This is a genomic window from Herbidospora yilanensis (assembly GCF_001570565.1).
Lineage (GTDB): Bacteria > Actinomycetota > Actinomycetes > Streptosporangiales > Streptosporangiaceae > Herbidospora > Herbidospora yilanensis.
Genome location: NZ_BBXE01000050.1, coordinates 20,028 through 44,016, shown reverse-complemented (window position 1 = coordinate 44,016; position 23,989 = coordinate 20,028). Strand labels below are relative to the sequence as shown.

Here is a 23,989-nt window from a genome sequence, read left to right as displayed (position 1 = left end):
ACCTCAGGCGACTTCGACGGTGACGTTGGTGGGGTTGGTCAGCGCGTCGAAGACGGCCGAGCGCTTCTGCGACTGGGCGACCAGGGCCTCGATGTCGGCCGGCGAGGCGTCGGCGTCGATCGTGAAGGTCACCTTGATGTCGTTGAAGCCGTTGCGGACGTCGCTGTCGGCGCCGAGGATGCCGCGGATGTCGTGGTTGCCCTCGACCACCGACTCGACCGAGTTGAGCGTGATGCCGCGGTTCTGGGCGACCGAGGCGACGCCGGCGGTGAGGCAGGCGGCCAGGCCGACGAGCAGGTATTCGATCGGGGTGACGCCGTTGTCCTCGGCGGCGAAGACCTCGGGGTGGTCGGCCTCGAAGACCGACTCGGACTTGTGGCTCTGCTCCTGGCCGAGGCCGAAGAACTTCTGGATCTTGGTGGTGCTGTGGACGCCGTGCTGCCACTTCGAGCTGGCCCGCCAGGTGAACTGGGCGGCCTCGGGCGCGCCCTTCAGCACCTCACGGGCGTCGAGCAGGGCCTGGACGTTGACACCGTTGGACATTATCCCCTCATTTCCTACACGTTAGCTGAACAATACAATCAAACCCATGGGCTCCATAGGTTTCGTCGAAACTCAGTACCTCGACCTGCACGGTCCGATACGCCTCGACAGCGGGCGGGAGCTGCGCGGCGTCCGCGTGGCCTACGAGACCTACGGCACCCTCTCCCCCGAGCGCGACAACGTCATACTCGTCTGCCACGCCCTGAGCGGCAATGCCCATGCGGCCGGTTCGGCGAAGACCGCCCCCGAGGCGAGCGCCCGCGACGGCTTCGGCGCCGAAGACCGCGACGGCGCGCAGGGGAAGGGGCTGGGCTGGTGGGACGGGATGATCGGGCCGGGAAAGGCTTTCGACACCGACCAATACTTCGTCGTCTGCACCAACCTTCTCGGCGGCTGCGACGGCACGACCGGCCCCTCCACCATTGATCCCGCCACCGGCCGGCCCTACGGCTCCGACTTCCCGGTGGTCACGGTGGCGGATATGGTCCGCACCGAACGCGCCTTCCTCGACGCGCTCGGAATCGAGCGGCTCGCGGTGGTCGCGGGGGGTTCGCTGGGCGGGATGCAGGCCCTCGAATGGGCGGTCCAGTACCCCGGTCAGGTCGACTCCATAGTGGTCATCGCCTCCACCCACGCCCTCCACCCCCAGGGACTGGCGTGGAACGCGATCGCCCGCGAGTCCATCATGCGCGACCCCGACTGGCAGGGCGGCCACTACTACGGCACCGGCCGCAAGCCCGACGCCGGCATGGGCGTGGCCCGCATGGTCGGCCACGTGACCTATCTGTCGGGCCCGGCCCTGACCGACAAGTTCGGCCGCCGCCTCCAGTTCGCCGACGACATCCGCCACACGATCGTCGAGCCCGAGTTCGAGGTCGAGAGCTACCTGCGGCACCAGGCCGACTCGTTCGTGAAGCGGTTCGACGCCAACAGCTACCTCTACATCTCCCGTGCGCTCACCTACTTCGACCTGGCCAGGGAGCACGGCGGCGGCTCGCTGGAGAAGGCACTGGAGAACATCCGGGCGCGCACGCTGCTGATCTCGTTCAGCTCCGACTGGCTCTATCCGCCGGAGGCGTCGAACGAGATCGCCGCCGCCCTGACTAACCTGGGCAAACCGGTGGAGAACCACCTCATCGACGCACCGTACGGTCACGACTGCTTCCTGCTGGAGGAAGCACGGCAGACCCCTCTCATCCGTGATTTTCTGGCGAGGAAGATGGCTTCGTGAGCGACACACCCTTTCGTACCGAAGAAGCCCGGGAGTTCGGGTTCGAGACCCGCCAGCTCCACGCGGGACAGCGGCCCGACCCGAACACCGGCGCCCGCGCGGTGCCCATCTTCCAGACCACCAGCTACGTCTTCGAAGACCCCGAGTCGGCGGCGGCCTACTTCAACCTCCAGGAATACGGCAACACCTACTCCCGGATCATGAATCCGACCACCGCGGTGTTCGAGGAGCGGGTCGCCAACCTGGAGGGCGGCACCGGCGCGGTGGCGTTCGCCAGCGGCATCGCCGCCCAGGCCGCGGCGCTGTTCACGCTGCTGGAGCCGGGCGACCACGTCGTGTCCTCCTCGGCCCTCTACGGCGGCACGGTCAACCAGCTCAAGCACCTGTTCCGCAAGATGAACGTCGAGCTGAGCTGGGTCGACCCCGACGACCCCGAGGCCTGGCGCGGCGCGGTCAAGGCGAACACCAAGGCGTTCTACGGCGAGACGATCGGCAACCCGGGCGGCAACGTCCTCGACGTCGAGACCGTCGCGGCGATCGCCCACGAGCACGGCCTGCCGCTGATCGTCGACAACACGTTCGCGACGCCCTACCTGTGCCGGCCGATCGAGTGGGGGGCCGACATCGTCGTCCACTCGGCGACGAAGTTCATCGGCGGCCACGGCACCAGCATCGGCGGCGTGGTCGTCGAGGCCGGCACGTTCGACTGGTCGAACGGCCGCTTCCCGGTCATCGCCGACCCGTCCCCGGCCTACCACGGCCTGAAGTTCCACGAGACCTTCGGCGAGTACGGCTACCTGATGAAGCTGCGCGCCGAGACCCTGCGTGACCTGGGCGCGGCGATGTCGCCGTTCAACGCGTTCCTGTTCCTCCAGGGCCTGGAGACGCTGTCGCTGCGCATGGACCGCCACGTCGAGAACGCGCGCCAGGTGGCCGAGTTCCTGGCCGCCCACGAGCTGGCCTCCAACGTGACCTACCCGGGGCTCGCGGGCAGCACGTACAAGCCGCTGGTCGAGAAGTACCTGCCGCGCGGCGCGGGCGCGGTGTTCTCCTTCGAGTGCGCCGGCGGCCGCGAGGGCGGCCAGTCGTTCATCCGCGGCACGTCGCTCTGGTCGCACCTCGCCAACGTGGGCGACGCCAAGAGCCTGATCATCCACCCGGCCAGCACCACCCACCGGCAGCTCGGCGACGCCGAACTGGCCGCCACCGGTGTGGGCGCCGGCACGATCCGCCTGTCGGTCGGCACCGAGTCGGTGGCCGACCTGATCTGGGACCTGGAGCAGGGTTTCGCCCACGTCCAGAAGGGTTTGGCGTCATGAAGTACCAGGAGCCGCAGGACATCCAGCGGGTGGTCAACACCGCCCGGAGCGTCGCGGTCGTCGGCCTGTCGGGCAACGAACTGCGGGCCAGCAACTTCGTCGGCTTCTACCTCAAGCGCCACGGCTTCAAGGTCTTCCCGGTGAACCCGCGCGAGAAGGAGATCCTCGGCGAGACCTCCTACCCGAGCCTCTCCGATCTCCCAGAGCCGGTCGACGTGGTGAACGTCTTCCGCGCGCCCGACGCCGTCCCCGGCATCGCCCGTGAGGCGGTCGCGATCGGCGCCAAGGCGCTGTGGCTGCAGTTCGGCGTGATCAGCGAAGAGGGCGCCCGGATCGCCGAAGAGGGCGGCCTCACCGTGATCATGGACCGCTGCATGAAGATCGAGCACGCCCGCTACCTGGGCCGCATGCACTGGCTGGGCTTCAACACCGGGCGGATCACGTCGGTCCGCACCGGCATCCACTGACCCCCTAGCGACCCCGGCCGACGCTGAGGTCGGCCAGCAGCCGCAGCTCCGGGGTGGCCCCGTGGCCGAGCGCCGCGAACGCGAGCTCGACCTGACGGTCGGCCTCCCGGAGCGCCCACTCCCGCGCGCCCGTCTGTTCGACCAGGTCGGCCTCGGTCGCGGGGTCGGGTTCGCCGGTGAGCGACTCGGCCAGGAGCACGGCGGCGGGCGTGCCGGAATTGAGGGCGGCGACCACCGGCAGGCTCTTGCGGCGGCAGGCCAGGTCGGCGGTCAGGCTGCGCAGGTCGTCGGTGAGCCGGAAGGCCAGCCCGAGGCGGGTGCCGAACTCCCGGAAGACGTGCACCTCCCGGGCTCCCCCCGCCAGGGCGCCGAGCTCGCAGGCGGCGCCCAGCAGCGCGCCGGTCTTGTTCTCCGCCATGGTCATGCACTCGGCCAGGCTCACCTCGGGCCGGGTGACGAACGCCAGGTCGCTGGCCTGCCCGTGGCACAGGTCGAGCAGGGCGTCGGCGAGGGTGCGCACCCCGGCCGGCCCGACCAGGGCCATCGCGACCGCCAGCAGGGCGTCGCCGGTCAGCAGCGCCTCGCTCAGGCCGAAGACGGTCCAGGCGGCCGGGCGTTCCCGCCTGACGGCGTCGCCGTCGATCACGTCGTCGTGGAGCAGGGAGAAGTCGTTGACCAGCTCGGTCGCGACCGCCATCGGCACCGCGTCGTGGGCGTGCCCGCCGGCGGCCCGCGCGCAGCCCAGCGCCAGCGCGGGCCGGACGAACCGGCCCTGCCCGCCCCTGCGGGGACGGCCCTGCTCGTCCCACCAGCCGATGTGGTAGCCCGCGACGTGCCGCAGCTCCGGGGAGAGCCGGTCGATCGCGGCCCGGTGGGCGGGTTCGATCAGTTCACGCGTCGCGTTGAGAAGCTCGGCGACGCCCATCGAGTCGGTCACCCGGCTACCGATACACGACCGGCCTCACGCCGCCGCGTCGCCATCGGGGGTCGTGGACAACGCTTGACCCAGAGGATCACGCTCCTGGGCGGTCGCGTCGTCGCGGTCGGTGGAACGGCTCAGTTCCCGGTACGCCGCGTCGCGCTCCGCGGTGGTCCGGGCGGCGTACTGGGCGCCGTTGAGGGCGTCGGAGCCGAGCAGCAGCCGGATGGGCGGCTCGTCCATCTCGACGAGCCGGACGATCACCTGGGCGACCTTGACCGGGTCGCCGAGCGGCTTGTGCCCGGCGTGCCGCAGCCGCTCGACCATCGCGCCGACGCTCTGCCGGTAGGGCTCGGAGATCGGCGGGATCGCCATCGACGAACCGCCCCAGTCGGTGACCATGCCGCCTGGTTCGATCGTGGTGACCCTGACGCCCAGGGGGGCCAATTCCTGCGAGATGACCTCGGTGAAGCCGTTCACGGCCCACTTGGCGGCCTGGTAGGCCGACAGGCCGGGCACGCCGAGCCGTCCGCCGATCGAGGAGACGTTGATCAGTGAGCCGTGCCCCTGTTCCCGCAGGATGGGCACGACCGACCTGGTCACGTTGACGACGCCGAAGAAGTTGGTCTCGACCTGGGCGCGGAAGTTGTCGGCCGGGGTGTCCTCGAACGCCGACGTGTCGGCCCACCCGGCGTTGTTGACCACGACGTCGAGGGTGCCGAACGCCGTGACGGCGGCGGCCACGGCCTCGTCGACCGCCTGGGGGTCGGTCACGTCGAGGGGGAGGGCGAGGAGGCGGTCGCCGTACTTGGCGGCGAGGTCGTCGAGCTGGGCGGGCTTGCGGGCGGTGGCGGCGACGCGGTCGCCGCGTTCGAGGGCGGCCAGGACGATCTCGCGGCCGAGACCCCGGGAGCTGCCGGTGACGAACCAGATCATGTTCGACTCCTTCTGACTAACTGGTTAGTTGAAACGCTAGGCAAGGCCCGGCGGAGTTGTCAACTAACCGGTTAGAAAATAGTCTTGGGTCATGCCTGGGAAAGCCGACGCCACCCGACAGCGCCTGCTCGACGCCGCCCTGGAGGAGTTCGCCGAATACGGCATCGCCGGGGCCAGGGTCGACCGCGTGGCAGCGGTGGCCGGCACCAACAAGGCGCAGATCTACCACTACTTCGGCAGCAAGGATCAGCTCTTCGACGCCGTCTTCAACCGGATCATCGAGCGGATCGTGCGGGAGACCCCGATCGACGCCCACGACCTCCCGGGCTACGCCGCCGCCCTGGCCAGAGGCTACGAGGCCCATCCCCAGGTGGCCCGGCTGGCGACCTGGCAACGCCTGGAGCGGGCCGGCGACCCGCCGGCCCCGCTGGCCGTCGAGAGCATGAGCCACAAGGCCGAGGCGATCGCCAGGGCCCAGGCCGAGGGCGCCCTCCCCGCCGACTTCCCGCCGGGCGTCCTCCTGAGCCTGGTGCTCCATCTCGCCTCGGTCTGGACGGCGGTGAGCCCCGAATCCGCCGCGCTGGTCGACTCCACGACCCCCGACCAGCGCGCCCACTACGTCGAAGCGGCGGTCCGGCGTCTCATTTCTGGTGGTCCCGGTGATACAGAAGGCAGGGCATAGGCCACAATGGCTACGATCGCGAATGAAGTTGGGAGGCAGGCATGAGCACCGAAGAAGTCCTGAGCAGGGCCCCCCTCTTCTCCGCGCTCGACCGTGAGAGCGCCGCGGCGCTCCGCACGAGCATCACCGAGGTGACCCTGACGAAGGGTCAGACCCTGTTCAGCGAGAACGAGACCGGCGCGACCCTCTACGTGGTGCTGGAAGGCAAGATCAAGCTTGCCCGAACCGCCGCCGACGGCCGGGAGAACCTCCTGTCGGTTCTGGGGCCCTCCGAGATGTTCGGCGAACTGTCGCTGTTCGACCCCCGCCCGCGCACCGCCTCGGCCATCGCGCTGACCGACGTGAAGCTGGCGGGCCTGTCCCACGACGACCTGCGGCCGTGGCTGACCGGCCGGCCCGAGGTCGCCCTGCACCTGCTCCGGGCGCTCGCCCAGCGGTTGCGGCGGACCAACGACGTGCTGGCCGACCTGGTGTTCACCGACGTGCCCGGCCGGGTGGCCAAGGCCCTGCTCGATCTGGCCGAGCGGTTCGGCCAGAAGGTCGACGACGGGATCCGCGTGCACCACGACCTGACACAGGAAGAGCTGGCCCAGCTCGTCGGGGCCTCGCGCGAGACGGTGAACAAGGCGCTGGCCGACTTCGCCGGGCGCGGCTGGCTCCGCATCGAGGCCAAGGCCGTCGTGATCATGGACATGGAGCGGCTCTACAACCGCTCGCGCTAGCCGGTGACATCCCAGAATGCGATCTCGTGCTCCATCCCCCGCAGGAACAACTCCCGCGCCCGCCCCGGATGGACGTCGGCCTCGTCGATCATCTTGGCGATGCGTTCGGTGAGGGCCTGGAAGCCCGGGTCGGCGTAGGTCTCCACCCAGGCCCGGTAGCGTGGCGCGGCGATCTCGGCGAGGGCCTGGCCGAGGGTCGAATAGCCCCACATGCACGGATAGAGCGCCGCCAGCCCCTCGCCGTAATGAGCGGCGCTGTCGAGGAGGAACTCGGTGTAGGCGGCGCAGGCCTTGCCCTTGGTGGCCGTGTTGAGGTCGGCGCCGTAGCGGGCCGACATCGACCGGTGGAGCCCGAGTTCGTCGTGGAAGGTCGAATAGGCCAGGTCGACCAGATCGCCGAGGTGGGCGTCGGGGGCCTGCCAGGCGAGCCGGGAGAAGACCCGGACGTAGTCGAGCAGGAACAGGTAGTCCTGTTCGAGCCAGGCCCGGAAGGTGGCCTCGGGCAGACTGCCGTCGGCGATCCCCCGGACGGTCGGATGGGCGAGCTGCCGCTCCACGAGGGGACGGCCGAGGCTGTGTAGTTCGGTGGAAAGCGACACGCTCCCATTTTTACCCGCCACGTCCGACGATTCCCCCGGGCACTATGGTGTGGACGTCGTGTGCGCCCGGGGAGGACCCATGCCCGCTGGCCCGTTGGAGCCGGGTGACCCGCCCGTCCTGGGAACCTTCGAGCTCGTCGGGCGTCTCGGCGAGGGCGGCCAGGGGATCGTGTACGAAGCCCGCGCCTCCTCCGGTGAGCGGGTGGCCGTCAAACTGCTGCGCGGCGGGGCCGATCCCGCCATCCGGCGGCGGCTGGCCCGCGAGCTCGAATCGGCACGGCGGGTGGCGCCCTTCTGCACCGCCCGGGTCCTGCACGCCGAGCTCGACGTGGCCGCGCCCTTCGTGGTGAGCGAGTTCATCGACGGGCCGTCCCTGCACGACCGGGTGCGCGACCGGGGGCCGCTGCGGGAGGGCGAGCTCGAACGACTGGCCGTGAACACCGCCGCCGCCCTGGCGGCCATCCACAGCGCCGGGGTGGTGCACCGCGACTTCAAGCCGGCCAACGTGCTGCTCGGGCCGGACGGCCCGCGTGTGGTCGACTTCGGCATCGCCCAGCTCGCCGACGCCGCCACGATGCCGACCTCCATCTCCGGCACGCCGCCCTACATGGCCCCCGAGCAACTGCGCGGCGTCCACGGGTCGACCGCCGCCGACGTGTTCTCGTGGGCGGCGACCATGGTCTACGCCGCGACCGGCGAACCGCCCTTCGGCAACGACACCGTAGCGGCCGTCTTCAGCCGCATCATCAACAGCGCCCCGCGCCTCGACGGCGTGCCGTCGCCCCTGCGCGAGACCCTGGCCCGCTGCCTGGCCAAAGACCCGGAGGCAAGGCCCACGGCCCACGAGCTGTGGGTCATGCTGATCGGCGTGGGTCCGCAGACGGCCGTCCTGACCGAGAAGCGGCGGCGCAACGGGCCGAACCCGGCCGCCGCCGTGGGCGTCGGGTTGGCCGTCGCGGTCACCGCCGCGATCCTGTGGACCACCGTCAACGGCGGCCCCGAAACCGGCAGCCCTGAAACCCGCACGCCCGAAACCGGCGCCCAGACCACCGGTGCCCAGACCACCGGCGCCGTCCAGGGCGACGGCATCCCCGCGTCCTTCGCCGGGACCTGGACGGGCGACATCGTCCGGAACGCCGTTCCCACCCCCGTCACCCTCACCCTCGAAGGCGGGGCGCAGAACGGCACCTGGCGGCGGGAGGACTGCGAGCAGGACGTCCGGCTGCGCTCCACCCGCCAGAACGGTCAGATCCTGGAGATGTCCATCGTGCAGCTCGGTCAGTGCGTGGGTGGTGACGTCACCCTCACGCTGACCGAGCCGGCCGCGCTGAGATTCGAGGGCCAGGAGGGCGGCAGCTCCGTCCTCTACGAGGGCACTCTGACGAAGGGCTAGGGCCTGTTTCGAAGTCGAGTGAGCCAGTCGTTGAGAGCGGCGATCTGGACGACGGCCTCGTAACGGACGGCGAGTTTGTCATACCGGGTGGCGATGGCGCGGTGACGTTTGAGCCGGTTGATGCCGCATTCGACCGCTGAGCGGGCGCGGTAGTCGATGGGGTCGAAGGCGGGCGGGCGTCCGCCTCGGCTGCCGCGCCGTAGCCGTCCGGCGATGCGGTCGGCGGGTTCGGGGATGGTGGCCTTGATCTTCCGGGTTCGCAGGTGAGCGCGGATGGCGCGGCTGGAGTAGGCCTTGTCCGCGCGGACGACCTCGGGTCTGGTCCGGGGGCGGCCGCCTGTTGGGCGGGGGACGCGGATGGCGTTCATGACCGGGATGAACTGGGGTGCGTCTCCACGCTGCCCGGCCGTTACGATCACGGCCAGCAGGCCGTGGCCCTGCTCGCAGGCCAGGTGAAGTTTGGTGGACCATCCGCCGCGCGAGCGGCCCAGGGCGTGGTCGGCGGGCTCGATGCTCCTGCCTCCGGGTGGTTCGGCCTGCTGTTCGCCTGCGCGAGCGGCTCCCGCGGCGTGCTGATGGGCACGGTTGATGGTGGAGTCCACTCCGACCTGCCAGCCGATCAGCCCCGCCGCATCAGCGCGGGCCTGTAACCCGGTCATGATCTGCGCCCAGATCCCGGCCCGCTGCCAGCGCCGGAACAGGGCGTAGACCGCCTGCCAGGAGCCGTAACACTCAGGGACGTCCCGCCAGGGTGCTCCGACCCGGATCCGCCAGCGGATGCCGTCGATGAGCTGGCGCTTGGTCCATCGCGAAGGCCGGCCCGTTCTGACCGGCACCGGGAGCAGGGGTTGCAGTCCCGTCCATTGCGCATCGGTCAGGTCGAACCGCCGCGTCACCGCTAAGGTGGCCACGAGGTCTCCGGTGATCAGGTTTTTCTTGGTCGATCAACCCACTTACCGGAGGCCTCTTCGTGTTCCCGGCCACGACACGCCGCAGCACACATCTACTTTGAAACAGGCCCTAGGCCCGCGCGAGCTGGAAGGTGTACCCCCCGGTCTTGGCCGCCCCCGACCTGACCACCAGCGCGTAGGACCCGTCGCCGTTGGCGAGCGGGATGGGCGCCTCATACCCGCAGAGCGGGATCGGCTGGCGCGGGGTCGCGATGCTCTTCTCGGCCGCGTCGACGAGTTCGAGTTCGATGGCCTGGCACGCGCCGTTGCCGCCGATGAGCTTGACGGCCGTCGCGCCGTCGGAGTCGAACTCGTAGCGGTCGATCCGGCCGGGCACGTCGAGCTGGCCGTTGATGCTCAGGCCGAGCGTGGTCGGGATGTCGCGGACCTTCACGGTGGCCACGCGGAAGTTGTAGGGGCCGACGACGTTCGTCTGGCCGTACACCTCAAGACGGTGTGCTCCGGTCTTGGTCAGCTTCACGACGGTCGAGCCCCACGCGAGGGCGAACCCGGAGGGGCTGATCGGTTCGCCGTCGACCTCGGAGACGATCTGGAACTCGATGCCGTCACCGGACATGTCGGTCACGTAGAACTCGCGGGCGTCGCCCAGGTCGAGCTGGTAGACGTCCCGCTGCCCGGCCCGGGTGAGCTCGGCGGAGATCTCGGCGCCGTCGGCGACGACGTCCGATGCCGTCGCGGCGGGGTCGTCGGCGGGGTCGTCGGCGGGGTCGTCGGCGGTGGCGGTGGGCTCGGCGGCTTCGGTGGTCTCGGTGGTCTCGGCGGTTTCGGGGGTGTCCGGCGTCGCGGTGCTGACGACGGTGGTGGCCGGCTGTTCGCCGGAGACGGCGGCGCAGCCGGTCAGTGCGAGGCAGACGAGGGCGATGGGGAGAGCGGCCTTCATGCCACCAATGGTGCTCAATCCGGCTTGCAGTCGGCTTTCCGGCCGCCCTGCCTCCGATCAATCCAGCAGCTCGTCCATGGTGATCGGCAGCGACCTGATGCGCTTCCCGGTCGCGTGGAAGACGCCGTTCGCGATGGCGGGCGCCACCCCGACCAGGCCGATCTCGCCGACGCCCTTCACGCCGATCGGGTTGAACGCGTCGGCTTCCCCCACGAACTCGGTGTGCACGTCGGGGATGTCGGCGTTCACCGGGATCAGGTAGTCGCCGAAGGTCGCGTTGGCGATGCGGCCGGTGTCCTTGTCGGTCACCGTGTCCTCGAACAGCGCCATCCCGACGCCGCCGACGGTCCCGCCGAGAATCTGGCTGCGGGCCAGCTTCTCGTTCAGGATCCGGCCGCCGTCGTTGACCGTGACGATCCTGGCCACCCGGATCCGCCCGAGGTCCTCGTCGACGCGCACCTCCACGAACCGGGCGCCGCGTGCCCCGGCCGGGGTCATCCCCAGCTCGTCGGGCGAGTTCGGCGTCGAGTTCCCATCGGCCGACAGTTCGGTCAGTCCGTGGACGGCCAGGATGCGGGCCAGCGACTCCCCGCGCGTCGGCTCGCCCCTGCGGAACAGGCGGCCCTCCGACACCGAGACGTCCTCGAACGGCACGTTGGCCAGCGGCGAGAACGGGTCGGTCCCGGCCAGGTCGACGAACTTCTGGATCAGCCGCCCGCACGCGTCGTGCACGGCGCTGCCGAGCGCCGCCGTCAGGCCCGAGCCGCCGGCGGCCGTGCCCACCGGCATCGAGGAGTCGCCGAGCTGCATCTCGACCTGCTCGACCTCCAGCCCGAGCAACCCGGCCGCGAGCTGGGCCATGATCGTGTACGTCCCGGTCCCGATGTCGGTGACCGCGCTGCGGACGTACGCCGAGCCGTCACCCCTGACGATCACCTTGGCCGAACACGGCTGCTGGTACCAGAAGAAGCTGACCCCGGCCACGCCGTAGCCGACCAGTTCGTGCCCGTCGCGCATCGACCTGATCTCCGGGTTCCGCTCTGACCAGCCGAACCGCCGCGCGCCCACCTCCAGGCACTGCCGCAGCGCGTTGCTCGACCACGGCCGCCCGGTCTTCGGGTCGACCTCGGCGTAGTTCAGCAGGCGGATCTCCAGCGGGTCGAGCCCGACCTCCCACGCCAGTTCGTCGATGGCCGACTCCAGCGCGAAGTTGCCCTGGGCGTCGCCGGGGGCGCGCATGAAGTTCGTCCACGGGATGTTGAGCCTGACCTGCTGGTCGCGGGCGGTGACGTTGGGGCTGGCGTAGGACCAGGTGGAGACCGAGGAGCAGGGCTCGTACTCGTCGCCGTCGAGCGGGAGCGTGGTGAGGCTCTCGTGCTCGATCGCGGTCAGCCGGCCGTCCCGGGTCGCGCCCAGCCTGATCCAGTTGACGCTGCCGGTGCGGTGGCCGAGGCCGGTGAACATCTCCGGCCGGGTCAGCTCCAGCTTCACCGGGCGGCCGACGTGCCGGGCGGCCATCACCGCGAGCGGGATGTGCGACCAGCAGCGCAGCCCGGCGCCGAACCCGCCGCCGACGAACGGCGTCAGCACCCGCACGGCGTCTGTCGGCACGCCGAACATCGCGGCCACCACCTGCTGGATCATGTTCGGCCACTGGTTGGAGTCGTGCAGCGTCAGGGTGTCGCCGTCCCAGGCCGCGAGAGTGGTGAACAGGCCCAGCGGGTTGTTGGTGTTCTCCGAGGTCGTGTACGTCTGGTCGATCACCACCGGGGCCCGGTTGAGCGCCGTCCTGACGTCGCCCCAGGCGGTGTCCTCCCCCCACGGGTCCTTGATGCGCTCGGCCCTCGGGTCGTGCAGGTCGAGGAGGGCCTCGTGGCGGTCGTACTCGACCTCGATCAGGCCCGCGGCGGCGGTCGCGTTCTGCTGGGTGTCGGCGACGACGACGGCGACGTACTGGCCGTAGTAGCGGATCACGTCGTCCTGGAGCGGGGGCTGCGGGTTCTTGATGAACGTCGCCGGCGCCTCGCCCAGATGGTCGGCGTTCTCGTGGGTGATCACTTCGAGCACGCCGGCCGACTTCTCGGCCGCCGTCGTGTCCATGCGCCTGATCCTCCCGGACGGGATGGTGGAGCGCACCACGGCCGCGTAGGCCATGCCGGGCAGGTTGACGTCGTTGGGGTACCTGGCCTGGCCGGTCACCTTGAGCGGGCCGTCGACGCGGTCGACGCCCGCCCCCAGGATGCGCGGCTGCTGGATCGTCGTCACGAGGTCACCTCCGTGAGGGCGCGGATCAGGGTGCGTTTGGCCAGTTCGACCTTGAACGCGGTCCCCGGCACGAGGAACGGGTCGCGGATCGTGCCGTCGGCCGCGCTCCGGAAGGTCTCGGGGGTGGCGGGGGCCTCACGCAGCACCTCTTCGGCCTCGAAGCCACGCCACGGGATGGTCCCGATCCCGCCCATGGCGACCCGCGCATCCTTGATCACCGCACCGTCCATGATCACCGCCACGGCGGCGGAGGTGAGCGCGAACTCGTACGAGGCCCGGTCGCGGATCTTCAGGTAGAGCGACCGGGTCCCCTCCGGCGGCAGCGGGATGTCGATCGCGGTGATGAGCTCGCCGTGGCGCAGCACGTTCTCCCGGTCCGGGGTCTCGCCGGGCATCAGGTAGAACTGCGTCAGCGGGACGAGCCGCTCGCCCTCCTCGCTCTCGATGTGCACCACCGCGTCGAGCGCCACCAGCGGCACCGCCAGGTCGGAGGCGTGCAGCGCGATGCAGGCCGGGCTCGCGCCGAGGATCGCGTGCATCCGCGCCACGCTGTTGACCGCCTCACAGCCCGAACCGGGCTCCCGCTTGTTGCACGCCGGCACGGCCGGGTCGCGGAAGTAGCGGCAACGGGTGCGCTGGAGCAGGTTGCCGCCGATGGTCGCCATGTTGCGCAACTGCACCGAAGCCCCCCGCAGCAGCGCCTCCACGACGAAGGGCGCCCGCTCCGCCAGCGTGTGGTCGGCGGCCAGTTCCTCCATGGTGGTGAGCGCACCCACCTGCAGCATCGTGCCGTTCCTGCGCACCCCGCGCAGCGGCAGCCGGGTGATGTCGACCAGCAGATCGGGATGGAGCACGCCGTCCTTCATCAGGTCGACCTCGGTCGTGCCACCCGCCAGGAAGTCGGCCTCCGGATCGTGCGCGACCGCCCTGATCGCCTCGGCGACCGTGGTCGGCCGCTCGTAGCGGAACTCACGCATGACGGGCCACCTCCCGCACGGCCGCGACGATGTTGGAGTAGGCCCCGCAGCGGCACAGGTTGCCGCTCATGTACTCGCGGATGTCGGCATCCGTACCGGCCCGGTTCTCCCCCAGCAGCGCGACGGCCGACATGATCTGCCCGGACGTGCAGTAACCGCACTGGAAGGCGTCGTGCCGGACGAACGCGTCCTGCATCGGATGGGACTCCAGGCCCTCGATCGTGGTGATCTCCCGCCCGTCGCACTGCGCGGCCAGCGTGAGACACGCCAGCACACGCCGCCCATCGGAGAGAACCGTGCAGGCGCCACAGGCGCCCTGGTCACAGCCCTTCTTGGTGCCGGTGAGATCGAGCCTGTCGCGGAGGGCGTCGAGAAGAGTGACCCTGGGGTCGGCCAGGTCCAGCGGATATTCCGTGCCGTTGACGGTCAGCGTGGTCATGAGGTCCCCCTTTGTAGCGACGCTAACCATTGGGGTGGGGACGGTCACAAGCCTGTACGGACGAGGATCAACGTGTGCATGGGGGAGATCTGACCTGCTCCTGGCAAGCGGGAACGAGTTGGCTCCCTGAGACCCATGACAACAGAAAAAGGCCCGACCCACGAAGTGGATCAGACCTTTTACCTGGTACTACACCGTCGGGGTGGCGGGATTTGAACCCACGACCTCTTCGTCCCGAACGGGGATGACACGTTCATTCGAGCACTGGTCAGATCGCTTCCGGCGCGGAAAATCCCAGGTAGAAGCGGCTTTTGCAGTGCCCATTGGCGACCATGAGTGCCCACGGATGACGGAGGGTCTAACGGTCAAATGACGGTCAACGATCAAGGAGGTGATCGACAGGTTGGGATACTCCCGGAAGCGGGTCGGCAGGGACGGCAAGCCCCGGTACGCGGTCGACTAGATGGACTTCAAGGAGATGGAGAAGTCCGCCGGACGTTCTCCAGCAAGGAAGAGGCTGACAGGGCATGGCTGGACGCCGAGAGTCCGGTCGCGCAGGGGCGAGTGGGCGACCCACGGCGGGGTCGGCAGACCTTCGAGCGATACGTGTTTGGACACCTGGCTGCCAAACCATGAAATCGAGGCCACTACACGGCAGAGCTACACCTACACGGTCCACCGGCATCTGATTCCCGAGTTCGGCACGATGCGGATGATCGATATCCTTCCCGAGCACGTCCGCGCCTGGGTCGCGCGCATGAAGAAGAACGGTGTCAGTCCAGCGACCATCAAGTACGCCAAGGTCCTGCTGAGCGCGATTTTCACGACCGCTCTCAACGACCAGTGACGTACTTGCATCCCTGGCCGCGGGGTGAAGACGCCCACCGTACCGAGGTAGCCTCGCGCGATCATCACGCCAGAGCAGTTCGACGTGCTCTACCGGGCGCTTCCCAATGCCGACTCCCAACTGCTCGTGTAGACGGCGATCGAAACCGGCCTGAGGTGGGGAGAACTGATCGAGCTGCGGGTCAAGGAGGCGACATGTCACTGTCATGCCTATTTGCGACACCGCAACGTACCCAGGTCTTCCTAGACGCTAACCGGCCGATGGAGTCGACCCCGGCCGCGTACTGGTCGTCCGTGCGCTATATGTGACCGTCCATACAGCTGCACTGCAGCGAGCGGAGCGCAGGTGGATCTCAGCCACCAAGCGGTCGCTTGCTTGAAGTTGAGTCAGGGCCGCCATGATAGGGAAATGTCCCCCGCCAGAAGCGGCTGGCCGAAAAATGCGTTTATGGCCTTTGGTAAGTGCTGCAGGAGGCATAGGGCTTGTCCGTCGCCGCCAGAGTCTGTCGGCGGGCGAGTGGCTAAAAGTCCGCGCTAAAGAATTAGCGTCAACCCCCGAGAGCGACATGGAGTGCTGGATTCTAACATTTCGGCCTGACTATAATTCCTTTTAATGCCACCCTTTATATTCTATTGAACTGCATGGAACCCTCAACGAGGGGCGAGCTGTACGACTGCCGGGCACCTACCTCAATTCCCCTTGGGTCGAAGAAGTCCTAAAAATCAACACATCGACACTTGTGGAGATGCTAAGTTGACCTTCTCGCGGTAAATATGTGGCGCCCTTCGGGTTGGCTAATGAGGCCAACGAGGGCCGGGCTTCGGTCTCGCCTTGGTCGGCAGCCTCATCTACGGCATTCCAGCAATCGACAGGGGCTGCACAACCGGAGTGTTCAATGAGCAAACATGATCGAAACGCGTGCGACCGGACACTCTATGTCGACGACTCCGGGGACAGCCGAGCCTTAATGATCTTCGCTGCACTGGATCTCGAAAATCGCTTCATACCCGAGGCACACATACGCTGGGCCCGCTTTCGGGAGGAAATCGCTTGTGAGGGTCTCATTCCAGCACATGTTCCTCTGCATGCCGTCAAATTGATCGGCGGACGCGGTTTACACTTGCACTCCTATAACGAGTACGGTCGCAGTCGGGAGAGGCATCGACAGTACCTACGGAACGTAGTCTGGCGCGGCCTCCAGGTAGTTGCCGATATGCCTGGTATCTGCATCCGTGTCGCTTATAGACGTACTTTGCTGCACAAAACGGACAGGCCCGAGCTCTATCTGGCCATGATTACGGAACTTAATCGCGATCTTGCCGAGAGTGACCAAAGGGCAGAGGTCCTCATCGATGGGGACGGGACCGACCCGTCGTTCCGGAGGGCGCACCACTACCTGTCGGCAGTGAACTGCAGAATCGAGGAAAAACCCCTCTTCCTTCCGGCGGCGCAATGCGGCCTGTTACAGGCCGCAGACCTCGTCGCCTACACGGCCCACCAGAGCCTCGCAGTCAATCGAAACCGGTCTTTTATGTGGGACTGGTTCAAGCAGTCGTTTCCGCAAGCGCAAGGACCTACAGCCCTCTAAGAAGGGTTGGGCCCGACCTTGCGGCCGGGCCCAACCGGGCAGGACCTGGACCGAAACCGGGCCAAGACCGCAGCTTCAGTCTTCCATATTCCTGGCGAAAGGTGGAGATAGTATGGCGACGGCCGATGCTGGCAAGCCAGCAGAGATCACATGGGGGCGCGAGAAAATTGTCATCTCCTCCCTCTTAGGGGAACTGCCTCCGGCGCCCAGCACCGAGGCCAACGCACGGATGCTGCAGGCTGCGGTCGGACATGGACTTGTCTCGGTCTCCGAGCAGTCTTGGGAAGCCGTAGCACGTGCCTGTGTGCGCCCGGATGTCGTCGCCCTCCAGCTAGAGCAGGCCCAAGGCGCGGGGCTGCTGTTGGAGGAACATGTCGACGGCGCGACGCTCCGGTCGGTGCATTCACGTATGTGGATGACCGAGCTCTTCCCAGGTATTCAACCGAGGACGGGTCAGGAAGCTCTTGATGTTCCCGACCCGCAGGTCTTCGGGGTAGCTAAGGATGGCAAGCCACAGGCGGTCATCAGGTACCGCTACCGCGATCTCGCACATTTTCAGCAGCACGTGTGGCAGACGATCTCTGTCACGCTGCACCTTAACTCCTACGAGGAATCGATTCTCTCGCGTCGCGTCACCCGAGCGCTGATAGCGCACCCCGTGTTGATCGAATTCGAGGACGGTTCGGAATCTCTCCACGTAATCGCTACACGGGATGGGATCACCAGGCTCGCCAGCGCTTGGAAGGTTCTCGCGGGTCCGTCCGCAACACCAACTGATGCGGCCGATCTCGCCGTGGAGGTCCTTTTCAGTGAGTCGGGCACATCCTTAGGGACGTCACGTTCAGACCGGATGAACCGCAGCAGGGCCGCCTATCGTGAACGGCTCAGGCAGGAGCACCATAGAGAGTCCCAAGGTGGGGGCCTCTCCCTCAGGATGGCTCAGATCGCCCAGACGTATCTGATGCCCGTCCACCTCACTATAGGAGTAGAAGCTCACACGAGCGGAGCGCTCGCTCCCGAAGACGTGTTTGACGACGCAGTGCGTTCGATCCTCGCTTCAGTTCACGTTGAGTTCAAGCCGTGGGACGACTCGGCTCAAAACCTCGAAGTCGTCACCCGTGCACTGAAGCTCTTCGCGCAGAGCCGTCGTTCTGCCCTGGGAGACCAGGAGCAACTTCGGGACATCTATTCCCTCGCCATCGGGCGTACAAATGAGGCTGCCACACCGCGGGTCTATGGTGATGAGAGGATCCCGGGTACACCGCTATGGCGGGCGACTTGCCTGCTCCACACCTTAACTCGTCCTGAGTTCCATGAGCAGCTGAAAGCCAGAGCAAAGGAGATCAAGAACGAGCGCCGTATGTCCACCAAGGGGTACGCCGGCCTGCTTGGCCCTGTCATCGACCTACCCTGGAGAGCGGCTAAGAGCTCGGCGATGAAGCCTGCTCGCAATGCTTGGAGCAATGGCGGAGTGCTATGTGAAGATGTCCTAGCTGACGGCTGGGTGCCTGTACCAACAGCGGACTTTCTCAGTCTGGTCGAGCCAGCACTCGCTGGTGACGTGAATGCGCGCTGCACACTAGTGGTGGCAGGGGGCGTCGCACTGATAGCTGACAAGTTACTCACCCGGAACGTCGGCTCCGCTGTAGCTGTCACGCCTGCTCCTGGAAAGGTCCCATTCCGCGCGGATGTGTCGACCGTCATCGCTGGGCTGGCTCGCAAGGACAACGAACTAGGCCTGTGGATACTGGCGCACGCGGCACAGCGCTTTCGTCATGATCTGCTCCCCCGCAACGCAAGCAGTGCGCGCCAGATGGGCCTGCGTGACGCTGCCACTGGGGATGATGCCTATGTGCACGTGGCCGTCGATCTCGAGGCGCCTGACCGGATCCTTCGGGAGGACGAAAGAGAGGTCGCGCTTACAACATGGGATGTTGTCTTCGCCTCCGACCCTGAACGCGCTCGAAGGATGACCGCATGGGCCAAGCCACCGCAGGAGAGCCGCCCTTCTGGCAGCAGCGGCACCGATGATGAAGCCGCCGACAGCACCACAGATTCCACAACGGTCTTCGTCCCAACGGAGATGTCCACGGGACAGCTCATCGTTGAAGAGCGCAAGCGCCTGCACGACTGGCTGAGCTACGCGAAGCGTTCGTTGGAGACTCTTGAAGAATTGGGCAGTAGGGTTTCGTTCCCACCTCTTCTTGGCTCGCCAGAGGAGTGGCTCGACCTCCAGCAGAGCGCCTTCGACGTGCTCGAGTTCGTTCAGCGTAATAGGTCCGGTGGGCCGGAGGACGAGGAGGGGGAGCAGGATTAGCCGTACTTTTCGATAGCCGCCGACCATCAAGGTTAGTCGGCGCGTGCTCGGCGGTCCCACGGAGGCGTCTTACGCACTTCCAGAATCCGGGCTCGATGCGCTGAGGGCGGATGGAGTGGGGCAGGGCCGGTCGGGGCCAGACCTGCTCTGCTGCGCGGGCACTAGTATTACTCTCAGCCTAGTTGCTCGAGCAAGACCTGAAAGTGCTTCGCTGCGGGCGGGATTCGCCGGCCGTTCTGACGATGAGGCACGTTGAAGGGCGCCGTGGCTGTCTCTTCGATTCAGTTACTGCGCCATCAGTTTGAACGACCATCAAGGTTCGGGGCCAGGCTGTCTTGATCAAGGTACCCAGGTGAACTCGTTTGAACCCGCCAGTGCCCCCTGGCAGCGTTCAGACCGACAGTCATATGGCGGTTAAACAATCAAGGGCCTGACCGCTGTCTCCAGCGATCAGGCCCTTGATCTGCAACTACCTGGTCGGGGTGGCGGGATTTGAACCCACGACCTCTTCGTCCCGAACGAAGCGCGCTGCCAAGCTGCGCTACACCCCGGTGGTTTCTGCCTCGTTGAGTCTAGCGGACTTTCGCCGCGCTTGCGTCATCGCGCCACGCGCGGCACCAGAGTCAGCAGCGTCGCCTCCGGCGGGCAGGCGAACCGCGCCGGAGCGAAGGGCGATGTGCCGAGCCCAGCCGACACGTGGAGCCACGCCGACTCGTGATGGGACAAACCCTTCACGCGGGCCCGATCGATCCCGCAGTTGGTCACCAGGGCCCCGTAGAAGGGGATGCAGAGTTGCCCCCCGTGCGTGTGCCCGGCCAGCAGGAGCTGATAGCCGTCGGCGGCGAAGCGTGTCATGTTCCGAGGCTCGGGAGAGTGCATGACCCCCAGGCGCAGATCGGCGTCAGAGGGAGCAGGGCCCGCGATCCGGTCGTAGCGATCAAGGTCGATGTGGGAGTCGTTGATCCCGCCGACCGCGACGTCGAGGTCGCCGACCTTCAGCCGGGCCGTCGTGTTGTTCATGTCGAGCCAGCCGGCCGACGTCATGGCCGTTCCGAGCTCCAGCCACGGCAGGTCGGGGATGTTGCGCTTCTTGCTCTCGGTCTTGGACGTCCGCCACAGATAGCGGGCCGGGTTCTTGAAATGCGGCGAGTACATGTCGTTGGAGCCGTACACGAACAGGCCCGGAAGGTCGAGGAAGGGCTCGACGGCGCGGAGGTACGACGGGATCGCGTCCGGGTGGGAGATCGTGTCGCCCGTGTTGACCACCAGGTCGGGTTCGAGCCTCGACAGGGATCGCACCCAGTTGATCAGGCGGGTGCGGCCGGGGGTGAGGTGCAGGTCGGAGATCTGCAGGATCTTCACGGGGCGGCGGCCGGGTTCCAGGACCGGCACGTCGAAGCGGCGCAGCCGGAACCAGTTGCGCTCGACGATCGACGCGTAGCCCAGCCCGGCGAGCCCGAGACCGACAACTCCCAGAGGTACCGCTACGACTTTCCGCACATCCCAATCATGCCCGAACGCCGGGTGAGCCCGGGATAACCCGGAGAGATCCCGGGCTGGGACACGGCAAGATAGTGGGCCATGAGCGCTCTCAAAGACAGGCTGAAGGCCGACCTCACGACTTCGATGAAGGCTCGTGACGACATCCGGTTGCGGACCATCCGCATGGCGCTGGCCGCCATCAACGTCGAGGAGGTCGCGGGCAAGGCCGTCCGTGAGCTGAGCGACGACGAGATCGTCAAGGTTCTCACCAAGGAGGCCAAGAAGCGCCGCGAGGCGGCCGAGGCGTTCGCCGGGGCGGGGCGTGCGGAGCAGGCGAAGGCCGAGCTGGAGGAGCAGGCCGTGCTGGAGGAGTACCTCCCGGCCCAGCTCTCCGACGCCGAGCTGGCCGTGCTCGTCGACGAGGCGATCGCCGAGACGGGGGCGGCCGGGCCGCAGGCCATGGGCCAGGTCATGAAGGTCGTCAACCCGAAGGTCGCGGGGCGGGCCGAGGGCGGCCGGGTCGCGGCGGCGGTGAAGGCGCGGCTGGCGGGCTGATCCTCCCGTACGGAACGGCTGAGGGCCCTCCCCCCGATCGGGGCAGGGCCCTCAGCCGTTCTCGTCAGTCGGTGTTCGGGATGATGACGCCGCCGCCGTCGTCGGGCGGGGAGACGTCGCCGCCGTCGTTGTGGCCGCCGCGGTCGCCGTCGTCGCCGCCACGGTGGTCACCGCGGTCGCCGCCGCGGTCGGGCTTGGGCTTCGGCTTGGGCTGGCAGAAGCCGGGCGAGCAGCCGCCGAACTCCGACATGTCGACCCGCGTGAAGTTCGTGGCGGGCACGCCCTTCAGCGCCTTCATCATCGTGTACTTCCAGATCGGGCCCGAGATGGAGGCGCCGTAGACGTACGGGAAGGGCTGGCCGCCGATGGTGACGCCGGTGAGGTCGTACTTGAAGGCGCCGCGCGGGTCGCCGATGCTCACGGCGCCGGCCAGGTCGGGGGTGTAGCCGGCGAACCAGGCGGCGGTGTAGCCGTCGGTGGTGCCGGTCTTGCCGGCCGCGTCGCGGCCGATGCCGCCGACGCCCGACATGGTGCCCTTGGTGAAGACGCCGCTGAGGATCGAGCTGGCCGCGTCGGCGACCTTCTCGTCGAGCACCTGGTCGCAGTCGGGCTTGTAGTTGGTGGCCTTGCCATCGCGGTCGACGATCTCGGTGATGACCATCGGCGCGCAGTACTTGCCGCGGGCGCCGATCGTGGCGTAGGCGTTGGCGACCGTCACCGGGTCCATCTCGTTGACGCCGAGGGTGAAGGTCGGCACCTCGCGCAGCTTCGCGCCGTCGGCCCGCTCGATGCCGAGCTTCTGGGCCATCTTGACGACCTTGCAGAGGCCGACGTGCTCTTCGAGCTTCATGAAGAACGTGTTGACCGAGCCCCAGGTGCCGGTCTGGAGGGTGTTGAACCCGCCCGCGCCCTCGCTGGAGTTGAACACCTGGTGGGTCTCGCCGGTCCGGTTGCCCTTGCAGTCGCGGAACGGCGACAGCGCGTTGGTCGGGATGTCGTAGGTCTTGCCGGTGGCGAAGCCGTCGTTCAGCTTCATGCCCTCGTCGAGGGCGGTCAGCAGGGTGATCACCTTGAACGTGGAGCCCGCCTGGAAGCCGGAACCGCCGCCGTGGGCGCGGTTGGCCGCCAGGTTGTAGCTCATCTCGTTCTTCTTCTTGTTGTCGCCGAACTTGCGGCTGGCGGCCAGCGCCTTGATCGCGCCGGTGCCGGGCTCGACCAGCGCCTCGGCGGCGACCTGCTCGTCGCTCGCGTAGACGTACTTCTTGATCGCGTCGTCGGCGGCCTTCTGCATCTTCGTGTCGAGCGTGGTGCGGATGGTGAGGCCGCCGCGGTTCAGGAAGTCGCGCCGGGCCTTCTCGGTCTTGCCGAAGTCGGGGTTGTTCAGTATGTCGTTCTGGACGTACAGGCAGAAGTAGGGGTAGGAGCTGTCTTCGCAACCACCCGGCATCTTCTCGCCCTTGTAGCCGAGCTTCTCCTGCTTGGCCGCGGTCGCCTGCGCGGGGGTGATCTTCTTGAGCTCCGCCATCCGGTCGAGCACGGTGTTGCGGCGGGACAGCAGCCGCGCGCGGTACTCCTTGCCCCGGCCCGGGTCGGTCTGGCTCGGGTTCTGCACCGCGCCGGCGAGCGTCGCGGCCTCGTGCAACTCCAGTTCCGAGGCGTGCTTGTCGAAGAAGCGCTTGGACGCCGCCTCGATGCCGTAGGCGCCGTCGCCGAAATAGGAGATGTTCAGGTAGCGGTTGAGGATCTCGTCCTTCGAGTACTTGTTCTCGATCGCCATGGCGTAGCGGATCTCGTTGAGCTTCCGCGTGTACGTCGCCTCGATCGCCTTGAGCTGTTCTTCCTCGGTCTCGGCCGAGTTGAAGATGACCAGCTTCACGTACTGCTGCGTGATGGACGAGCCGCCCTGCACGACCCCGCCACCGAAGAAGTTCTTCGTCATCGCGCGGATCGTGCCCTCGATGTCGAGGGCGCCGTGCTCGTAGAACCGGAAGTCCTCGATCGCGATGATCGCCTGCTGCATCACCGGCGCGATCTTGCTCAGCGGCACCGACTCGCGGTTCTGGAAGTAGAACTGCGCGATCTGCTTGCCGTCGTTGTCGAGCAGCACGGTCTTCTCGGGCAGCGGGGGCTCGTTGAGCTCCTCCGCCTCGATGCGCAGCGACTCGACCCCCGACTTGGCGCCGAAACCGGCCCCACCGATGGCCGGCAGCCCGACGGCCGCGACCAGCACGCCGGCCATGGAGGCGGCGGCGATGAGCTTGACGAGGGTCAAGATCGCGTTCCCGAAGCGGGCTTTGCCTGAAGCTTGCACGGAGCTAAGCGTACGTCGAAGCAAGGGGAGATTCGGTACCAAACGCACCACGCCGCATTACCCTCGCTTGGCATGACTAGTCATACCCGGACACGACCGGCCGCCAAATTTGGTCCCTGCGGGTCTGTCCATTCGGACTCCGCGTCTCGTACGTTCTCCTCTGCGGCAACTGAATAAGGAGGCTCGGCGACCGCGCCCGTCGGCCCCAGAAGTCACGACTGACCACCTAAGGGGAGTGGGGTCGAAAAATGTGGATCACGGATTGGACCTCCCGTGCCGCCTGTCGAGGTGCGGATCCTGACGCTCTGTTCGTTCAGGGCGCCGCACAGAACCGGGCGAAGTTGATCTGTCGAGGATGCCCTGTCCGGACCGAATGCCTCGCCGATGCGCTGGACAATCGCATCGAGTTCGGGGTTTGGGGCGGCATGACCGAACGGGAAAGGCGCGCCCTCCTGCGCCGTCGGCCCGACGTCGACTCCTGGCGCGACCTGCTGGAGATGGCGAAGGAAGAGTACGAACGGACGAACGAGCTGATCGCCGGCTGAT

General features: G+C 67.5%; 22 protein-coding genes and 1 tRNA gene. 11 read left to right on the top strand and 12 right to left on the bottom strand.

Going from position 1 to position 23,989, the window contains the following annotated elements; all coding sequences use genetic code 11:
* Positions 1–3: 3 nt before the first annotated feature.
* Positions 4–543 (bottom strand): OsmC family protein, encoded by a 540-nt coding sequence (locus tag AW273_RS34400; RefSeq protein ID WP_062357639.1) that lies wholly within the window; start codon positions 541–543, stop codon positions 4–6.
* 46 nt (positions 544–589) lie between these two features.
* On the opposite strand from AW273_RS34400, the gene metX reads away from it, so the two are divergent.
* From metX to AW273_RS34385, 3 genes are read left to right on the top strand one after another with little or no spacing between them, the layout of a single operon-like run.
* Positions 590–1,774: a homoserine O-acetyltransferase MetX gene (gene metX, locus AW273_RS34395; RefSeq protein WP_062357637.1), complete on the top strand. Its 1,185-nt coding sequence runs from the start codon at positions 590–592 to the stop codon at positions 1,772–1,774.
* Positions 1,771–3,093: an O-acetylhomoserine aminocarboxypropyltransferase/cysteine synthase family protein gene (locus tag AW273_RS34390; RefSeq protein WP_062357635.1), complete on the top strand. Its 1,323-nt coding sequence runs from the start codon at positions 1,771–1,773 to the stop codon at positions 3,091–3,093. Before metX ends, AW273_RS34390 begins: the two co-directional genes overlap by 4 nt.
* On the top strand, positions 3,090–3,560 hold the full coding sequence (locus AW273_RS34385; RefSeq protein WP_062357633.1) for a CoA-binding protein: 471 nt from the start codon (positions 3,090–3,092) through the stop codon (positions 3,558–3,560). The genes AW273_RS34390 and AW273_RS34385 overlap by 4 nt, the downstream gene beginning before the upstream one ends.
* 4 nt (positions 3,561–3,564) lie before the next feature.
* Here the strand turns inward: AW273_RS34385 and AW273_RS34380 are convergent, their stop codons facing one another.
* Both AW273_RS34380 and AW273_RS34375 read right to left on the bottom strand, forming a co-directional pair.
* Positions 3,565–4,497, bottom strand: a complete 933-nt coding sequence (locus tag AW273_RS34380) for a polyprenyl synthetase family protein (RefSeq protein ID WP_062357631.1) — start codon at positions 4,495–4,497, stop codon at positions 3,565–3,567.
* 24 nt (positions 4,498–4,521) lie between these two features.
* Positions 4,522–5,415 carry an SDR family NAD(P)-dependent oxidoreductase gene (locus AW273_RS34375; RefSeq protein WP_062357628.1) on the bottom strand — a complete coding sequence of 298 codons (894 nt, stop codon included), beginning with the start codon at positions 5,413–5,415 and terminating at the stop codon, positions 4,522–4,524.
* Between the two features lie 91 nt (positions 5,416–5,506).
* Between AW273_RS34375 and AW273_RS34370 the strand changes: the two genes are divergently transcribed.
* Complete coding sequence (locus AW273_RS34370) at positions 5,507–6,097, top strand: TetR/AcrR family transcriptional regulator (protein WP_062357626.1); 591 nt, start codon at positions 5,507–5,509, stop codon at positions 6,095–6,097.
* Positions 6,098–6,138: 41 nt separating this feature from the next.
* Positions 6,139–6,819 carry a Crp/Fnr family transcriptional regulator gene (locus AW273_RS34365; RefSeq protein WP_062357624.1) on the top strand — a complete coding sequence of 227 codons (681 nt, stop codon included), beginning with the start codon at positions 6,139–6,141 and terminating at the stop codon, positions 6,817–6,819.
* Here AW273_RS34365 and AW273_RS34360 read toward each other — a convergent pair.
* Positions 6,816–7,418, bottom strand: coding sequence for a TenA family protein (locus AW273_RS34360; protein WP_062357622.1), 603 nt, complete (start codon positions 7,416–7,418; stop codon positions 6,816–6,818). The two genes, AW273_RS34365 and AW273_RS34360, sit on opposite strands and share 4 nt — an antisense overlap.
* Before the next feature lie 79 nt (positions 7,419–7,497).
* On the opposite strand from AW273_RS34360, the gene AW273_RS34355 reads away from it, so the two are divergent.
* Positions 7,498–8,811 (top strand): serine/threonine-protein kinase, encoded by a 1,314-nt coding sequence (locus AW273_RS34355; RefSeq protein WP_083950273.1) that lies wholly within the window; start codon positions 7,498–7,500, stop codon positions 8,809–8,811.
* Here the strand turns inward: AW273_RS34355 and AW273_RS34350 are convergent.
* From AW273_RS34350 to AW273_RS34330, 5 genes are all read right to left on the bottom strand, one after another.
* A complete protein-coding gene (locus AW273_RS34350) occupies positions 8,808–9,722 on the bottom strand; it encodes an IS5 family transposase (RefSeq protein WP_062357618.1) in 915 nt (304 codons plus the stop codon). The genes AW273_RS34355 and AW273_RS34350 overlap by 4 nt on opposite strands.
* A 109-nt stretch (positions 9,723–9,831) precedes the next feature.
* Complete coding sequence (locus AW273_RS34345; RefSeq protein WP_062357617.1) at positions 9,832–10,662, bottom strand: hypothetical protein; 831 nt, start codon at positions 10,660–10,662, stop codon at positions 9,832–9,834.
* Positions 10,663–10,719: 57 nt separating this feature from the next.
* Positions 10,720–12,927 (bottom strand): xanthine dehydrogenase family protein molybdopterin-binding subunit, encoded by a 2,208-nt coding sequence (locus AW273_RS34340; RefSeq protein WP_062357615.1) that lies wholly within the window; start codon positions 12,925–12,927, stop codon positions 10,720–10,722.
* The gene (locus tag AW273_RS34335) at positions 12,924–13,904 is read right to left on the bottom strand and encodes an FAD binding domain-containing protein (RefSeq protein WP_062357613.1); all 981 of its coding nucleotides are present in this window, start codon (positions 13,902–13,904) and stop codon (positions 12,924–12,926) included. Before AW273_RS34335 ends, AW273_RS34340 begins: the two co-directional genes overlap by 4 nt.
* The gene (locus AW273_RS34330) at positions 13,897–14,343 is read right to left on the bottom strand and encodes a (2Fe-2S)-binding protein (RefSeq protein ID WP_062357676.1); all 447 of its coding nucleotides are present in this window, start codon (positions 14,341–14,343) and stop codon (positions 13,897–13,899) included. Before AW273_RS34330 ends, AW273_RS34335 begins: the two co-directional genes overlap by 8 nt.
* Positions 14,344–14,953: 610 nt before the next feature.
* On the opposite strand from AW273_RS34330, the gene AW273_RS38280 reads away from it, so the two are divergent.
* The 3 genes from AW273_RS38280 to AW273_RS37660 all read left to right on the top strand — a co-directional run bounded on the left by AW273_RS38280 (position 14,954) and on the right by AW273_RS37660 (position 19,095).
* Positions 14,954–15,190 carry a tyrosine-type recombinase/integrase gene (locus tag AW273_RS38280; RefSeq protein WP_062357611.1) on the top strand — a complete coding sequence of 79 codons (237 nt, stop codon included), beginning with the start codon at positions 14,954–14,956 and terminating at the stop codon, positions 15,188–15,190.
* A gap of 895 nt (positions 15,191–16,085) precedes the next feature.
* Positions 16,086–16,778, top strand: coding sequence for a DUF3800 domain-containing protein (locus tag AW273_RS39455; protein ID WP_198168509.1), 693 nt, complete (start codon positions 16,086–16,088; stop codon positions 16,776–16,778).
* 112 nt (positions 16,779–16,890) lie between these two features.
* Positions 16,891–19,095 (top strand): hypothetical protein, encoded by a 2,205-nt coding sequence (locus AW273_RS37660; RefSeq protein ID WP_157556448.1) that lies wholly within the window; start codon positions 16,891–16,893, stop codon positions 19,093–19,095.
* Positions 19,096–19,569: 474 nt separating this feature from the next.
* Here the strand turns inward: AW273_RS37660 and AW273_RS34310 are convergent.
* A tRNA-Pro gene (locus AW273_RS34310) sits at positions 19,570–19,646 on the bottom strand.
* A 46-nt stretch (positions 19,647–19,692) separates the two neighbouring features.
* Complete coding sequence (locus AW273_RS34305) at positions 19,693–20,595, bottom strand: metallophosphoesterase (protein WP_062357607.1); 903 nt, start codon at positions 20,593–20,595, stop codon at positions 19,693–19,695.
* Positions 20,596–20,676: 81 nt separating this feature from the next.
* On the opposite strand from AW273_RS34305, the gene AW273_RS34300 reads away from it, so the two are divergent.
* Positions 20,677–21,132 carry a GatB/YqeY domain-containing protein gene (locus tag AW273_RS34300; protein ID WP_062357606.1) on the top strand — a complete coding sequence of 152 codons (456 nt, stop codon included), beginning with the start codon at positions 20,677–20,679 and terminating at the stop codon, positions 21,130–21,132.
* A 64-nt stretch (positions 21,133–21,196) separates the two neighbouring features.
* Here AW273_RS34300 and AW273_RS34295 read toward each other — a convergent pair whose 3' ends face one another.
* Positions 21,197–23,404, bottom strand: coding sequence for a transglycosylase domain-containing protein (locus tag AW273_RS34295; protein WP_063910205.1), 2,208 nt, complete (start codon positions 23,402–23,404; stop codon positions 21,197–21,199).
* 287 nt (positions 23,405–23,691) lie between these two features.
* Here AW273_RS34295 and AW273_RS34290 point away from each other — a divergent pair, with 287 nt between their 5' ends.
* On the top strand, positions 23,692–23,988 hold the full coding sequence (locus AW273_RS34290) for a WhiB family transcriptional regulator (RefSeq protein ID WP_030456252.1): 297 nt from the start codon (positions 23,692–23,694) through the stop codon (positions 23,986–23,988).
* Position 23,989 lies beyond the last annotated feature (1 nt).

What these genes read in the sequence shown, in the direction of transcription:
- AW273_RS34400 (WP_062357639.1), bottom strand. Translation starts at nt 543, where the DNA reads ATGTCCAACGGTGTCAACGTCCAGGCCCTGCTCGACGCCCGTGAGGTG.
- metX (WP_062357637.1), top strand. Translation starts at nt 590, where the DNA reads ATGGGCTCCATAGGTTTCGTCGAAACTCAGTACCTCGACCTGCACGGT.
- AW273_RS34385 (WP_062357633.1), top strand. Translation starts at nt 3,090, where the DNA reads ATGAAGTACCAGGAGCCGCAGGACATCCAGCGGGTGGTCAACACCGCC.
- AW273_RS34375 (WP_062357628.1), bottom strand. Translation starts at nt 5,415, where the DNA reads ATGATCTGGTTCGTCACCGGCAGCTCCCGGGGTCTCGGCCGCGAGATC.
- AW273_RS34370 (WP_062357626.1), top strand. Translation starts at nt 5,507, where the DNA reads ATGCCTGGGAAAGCCGACGCCACCCGACAGCGCCTGCTCGACGCCGCC.
- AW273_RS34365 (WP_062357624.1), top strand. Translation starts at nt 6,139, where the DNA reads ATGAGCACCGAAGAAGTCCTGAGCAGGGCCCCCCTCTTCTCCGCGCTC.
- AW273_RS34355 (WP_083950273.1), top strand. Translation starts at nt 7,498, where the DNA reads ATGCCCGCTGGCCCGTTGGAGCCGGGTGACCCGCCCGTCCTGGGAACC.
- AW273_RS34345 (WP_062357617.1), bottom strand. Translation starts at nt 10,662, where the DNA reads ATGAAGGCCGCTCTCCCCATCGCCCTCGTCTGCCTCGCACTGACCGGC.
- AW273_RS34335 (WP_062357613.1), bottom strand. Translation starts at nt 13,904, where the DNA reads ATGCGTGAGTTCCGCTACGAGCGGCCGACCACGGTCGCCGAGGCGATC.
- AW273_RS34330 (WP_062357676.1), bottom strand. Translation starts at nt 14,343, where the DNA reads ATGACCACGCTGACCGTCAACGGCACGGAATATCCGCTGGACCTGGCC.
- AW273_RS39455 (WP_198168509.1), top strand. Translation starts at nt 16,086, where the DNA reads ATGAGCAAACATGATCGAAACGCGTGCGACCGGACACTCTATGTCGAC.
- AW273_RS37660 (WP_157556448.1), top strand. Translation starts at nt 16,891, where the DNA reads ATGGCGACGGCCGATGCTGGCAAGCCAGCAGAGATCACATGGGGGCGC.
- AW273_RS34300 (WP_062357606.1), top strand. Translation starts at nt 20,677, where the DNA reads ATGAGCGCTCTCAAAGACAGGCTGAAGGCCGACCTCACGACTTCGATG.
- AW273_RS34290 (WP_030456252.1), top strand. Translation starts at nt 23,692, where the DNA reads ATGTGGATCACGGATTGGACCTCCCGTGCCGCCTGTCGAGGTGCGGAT.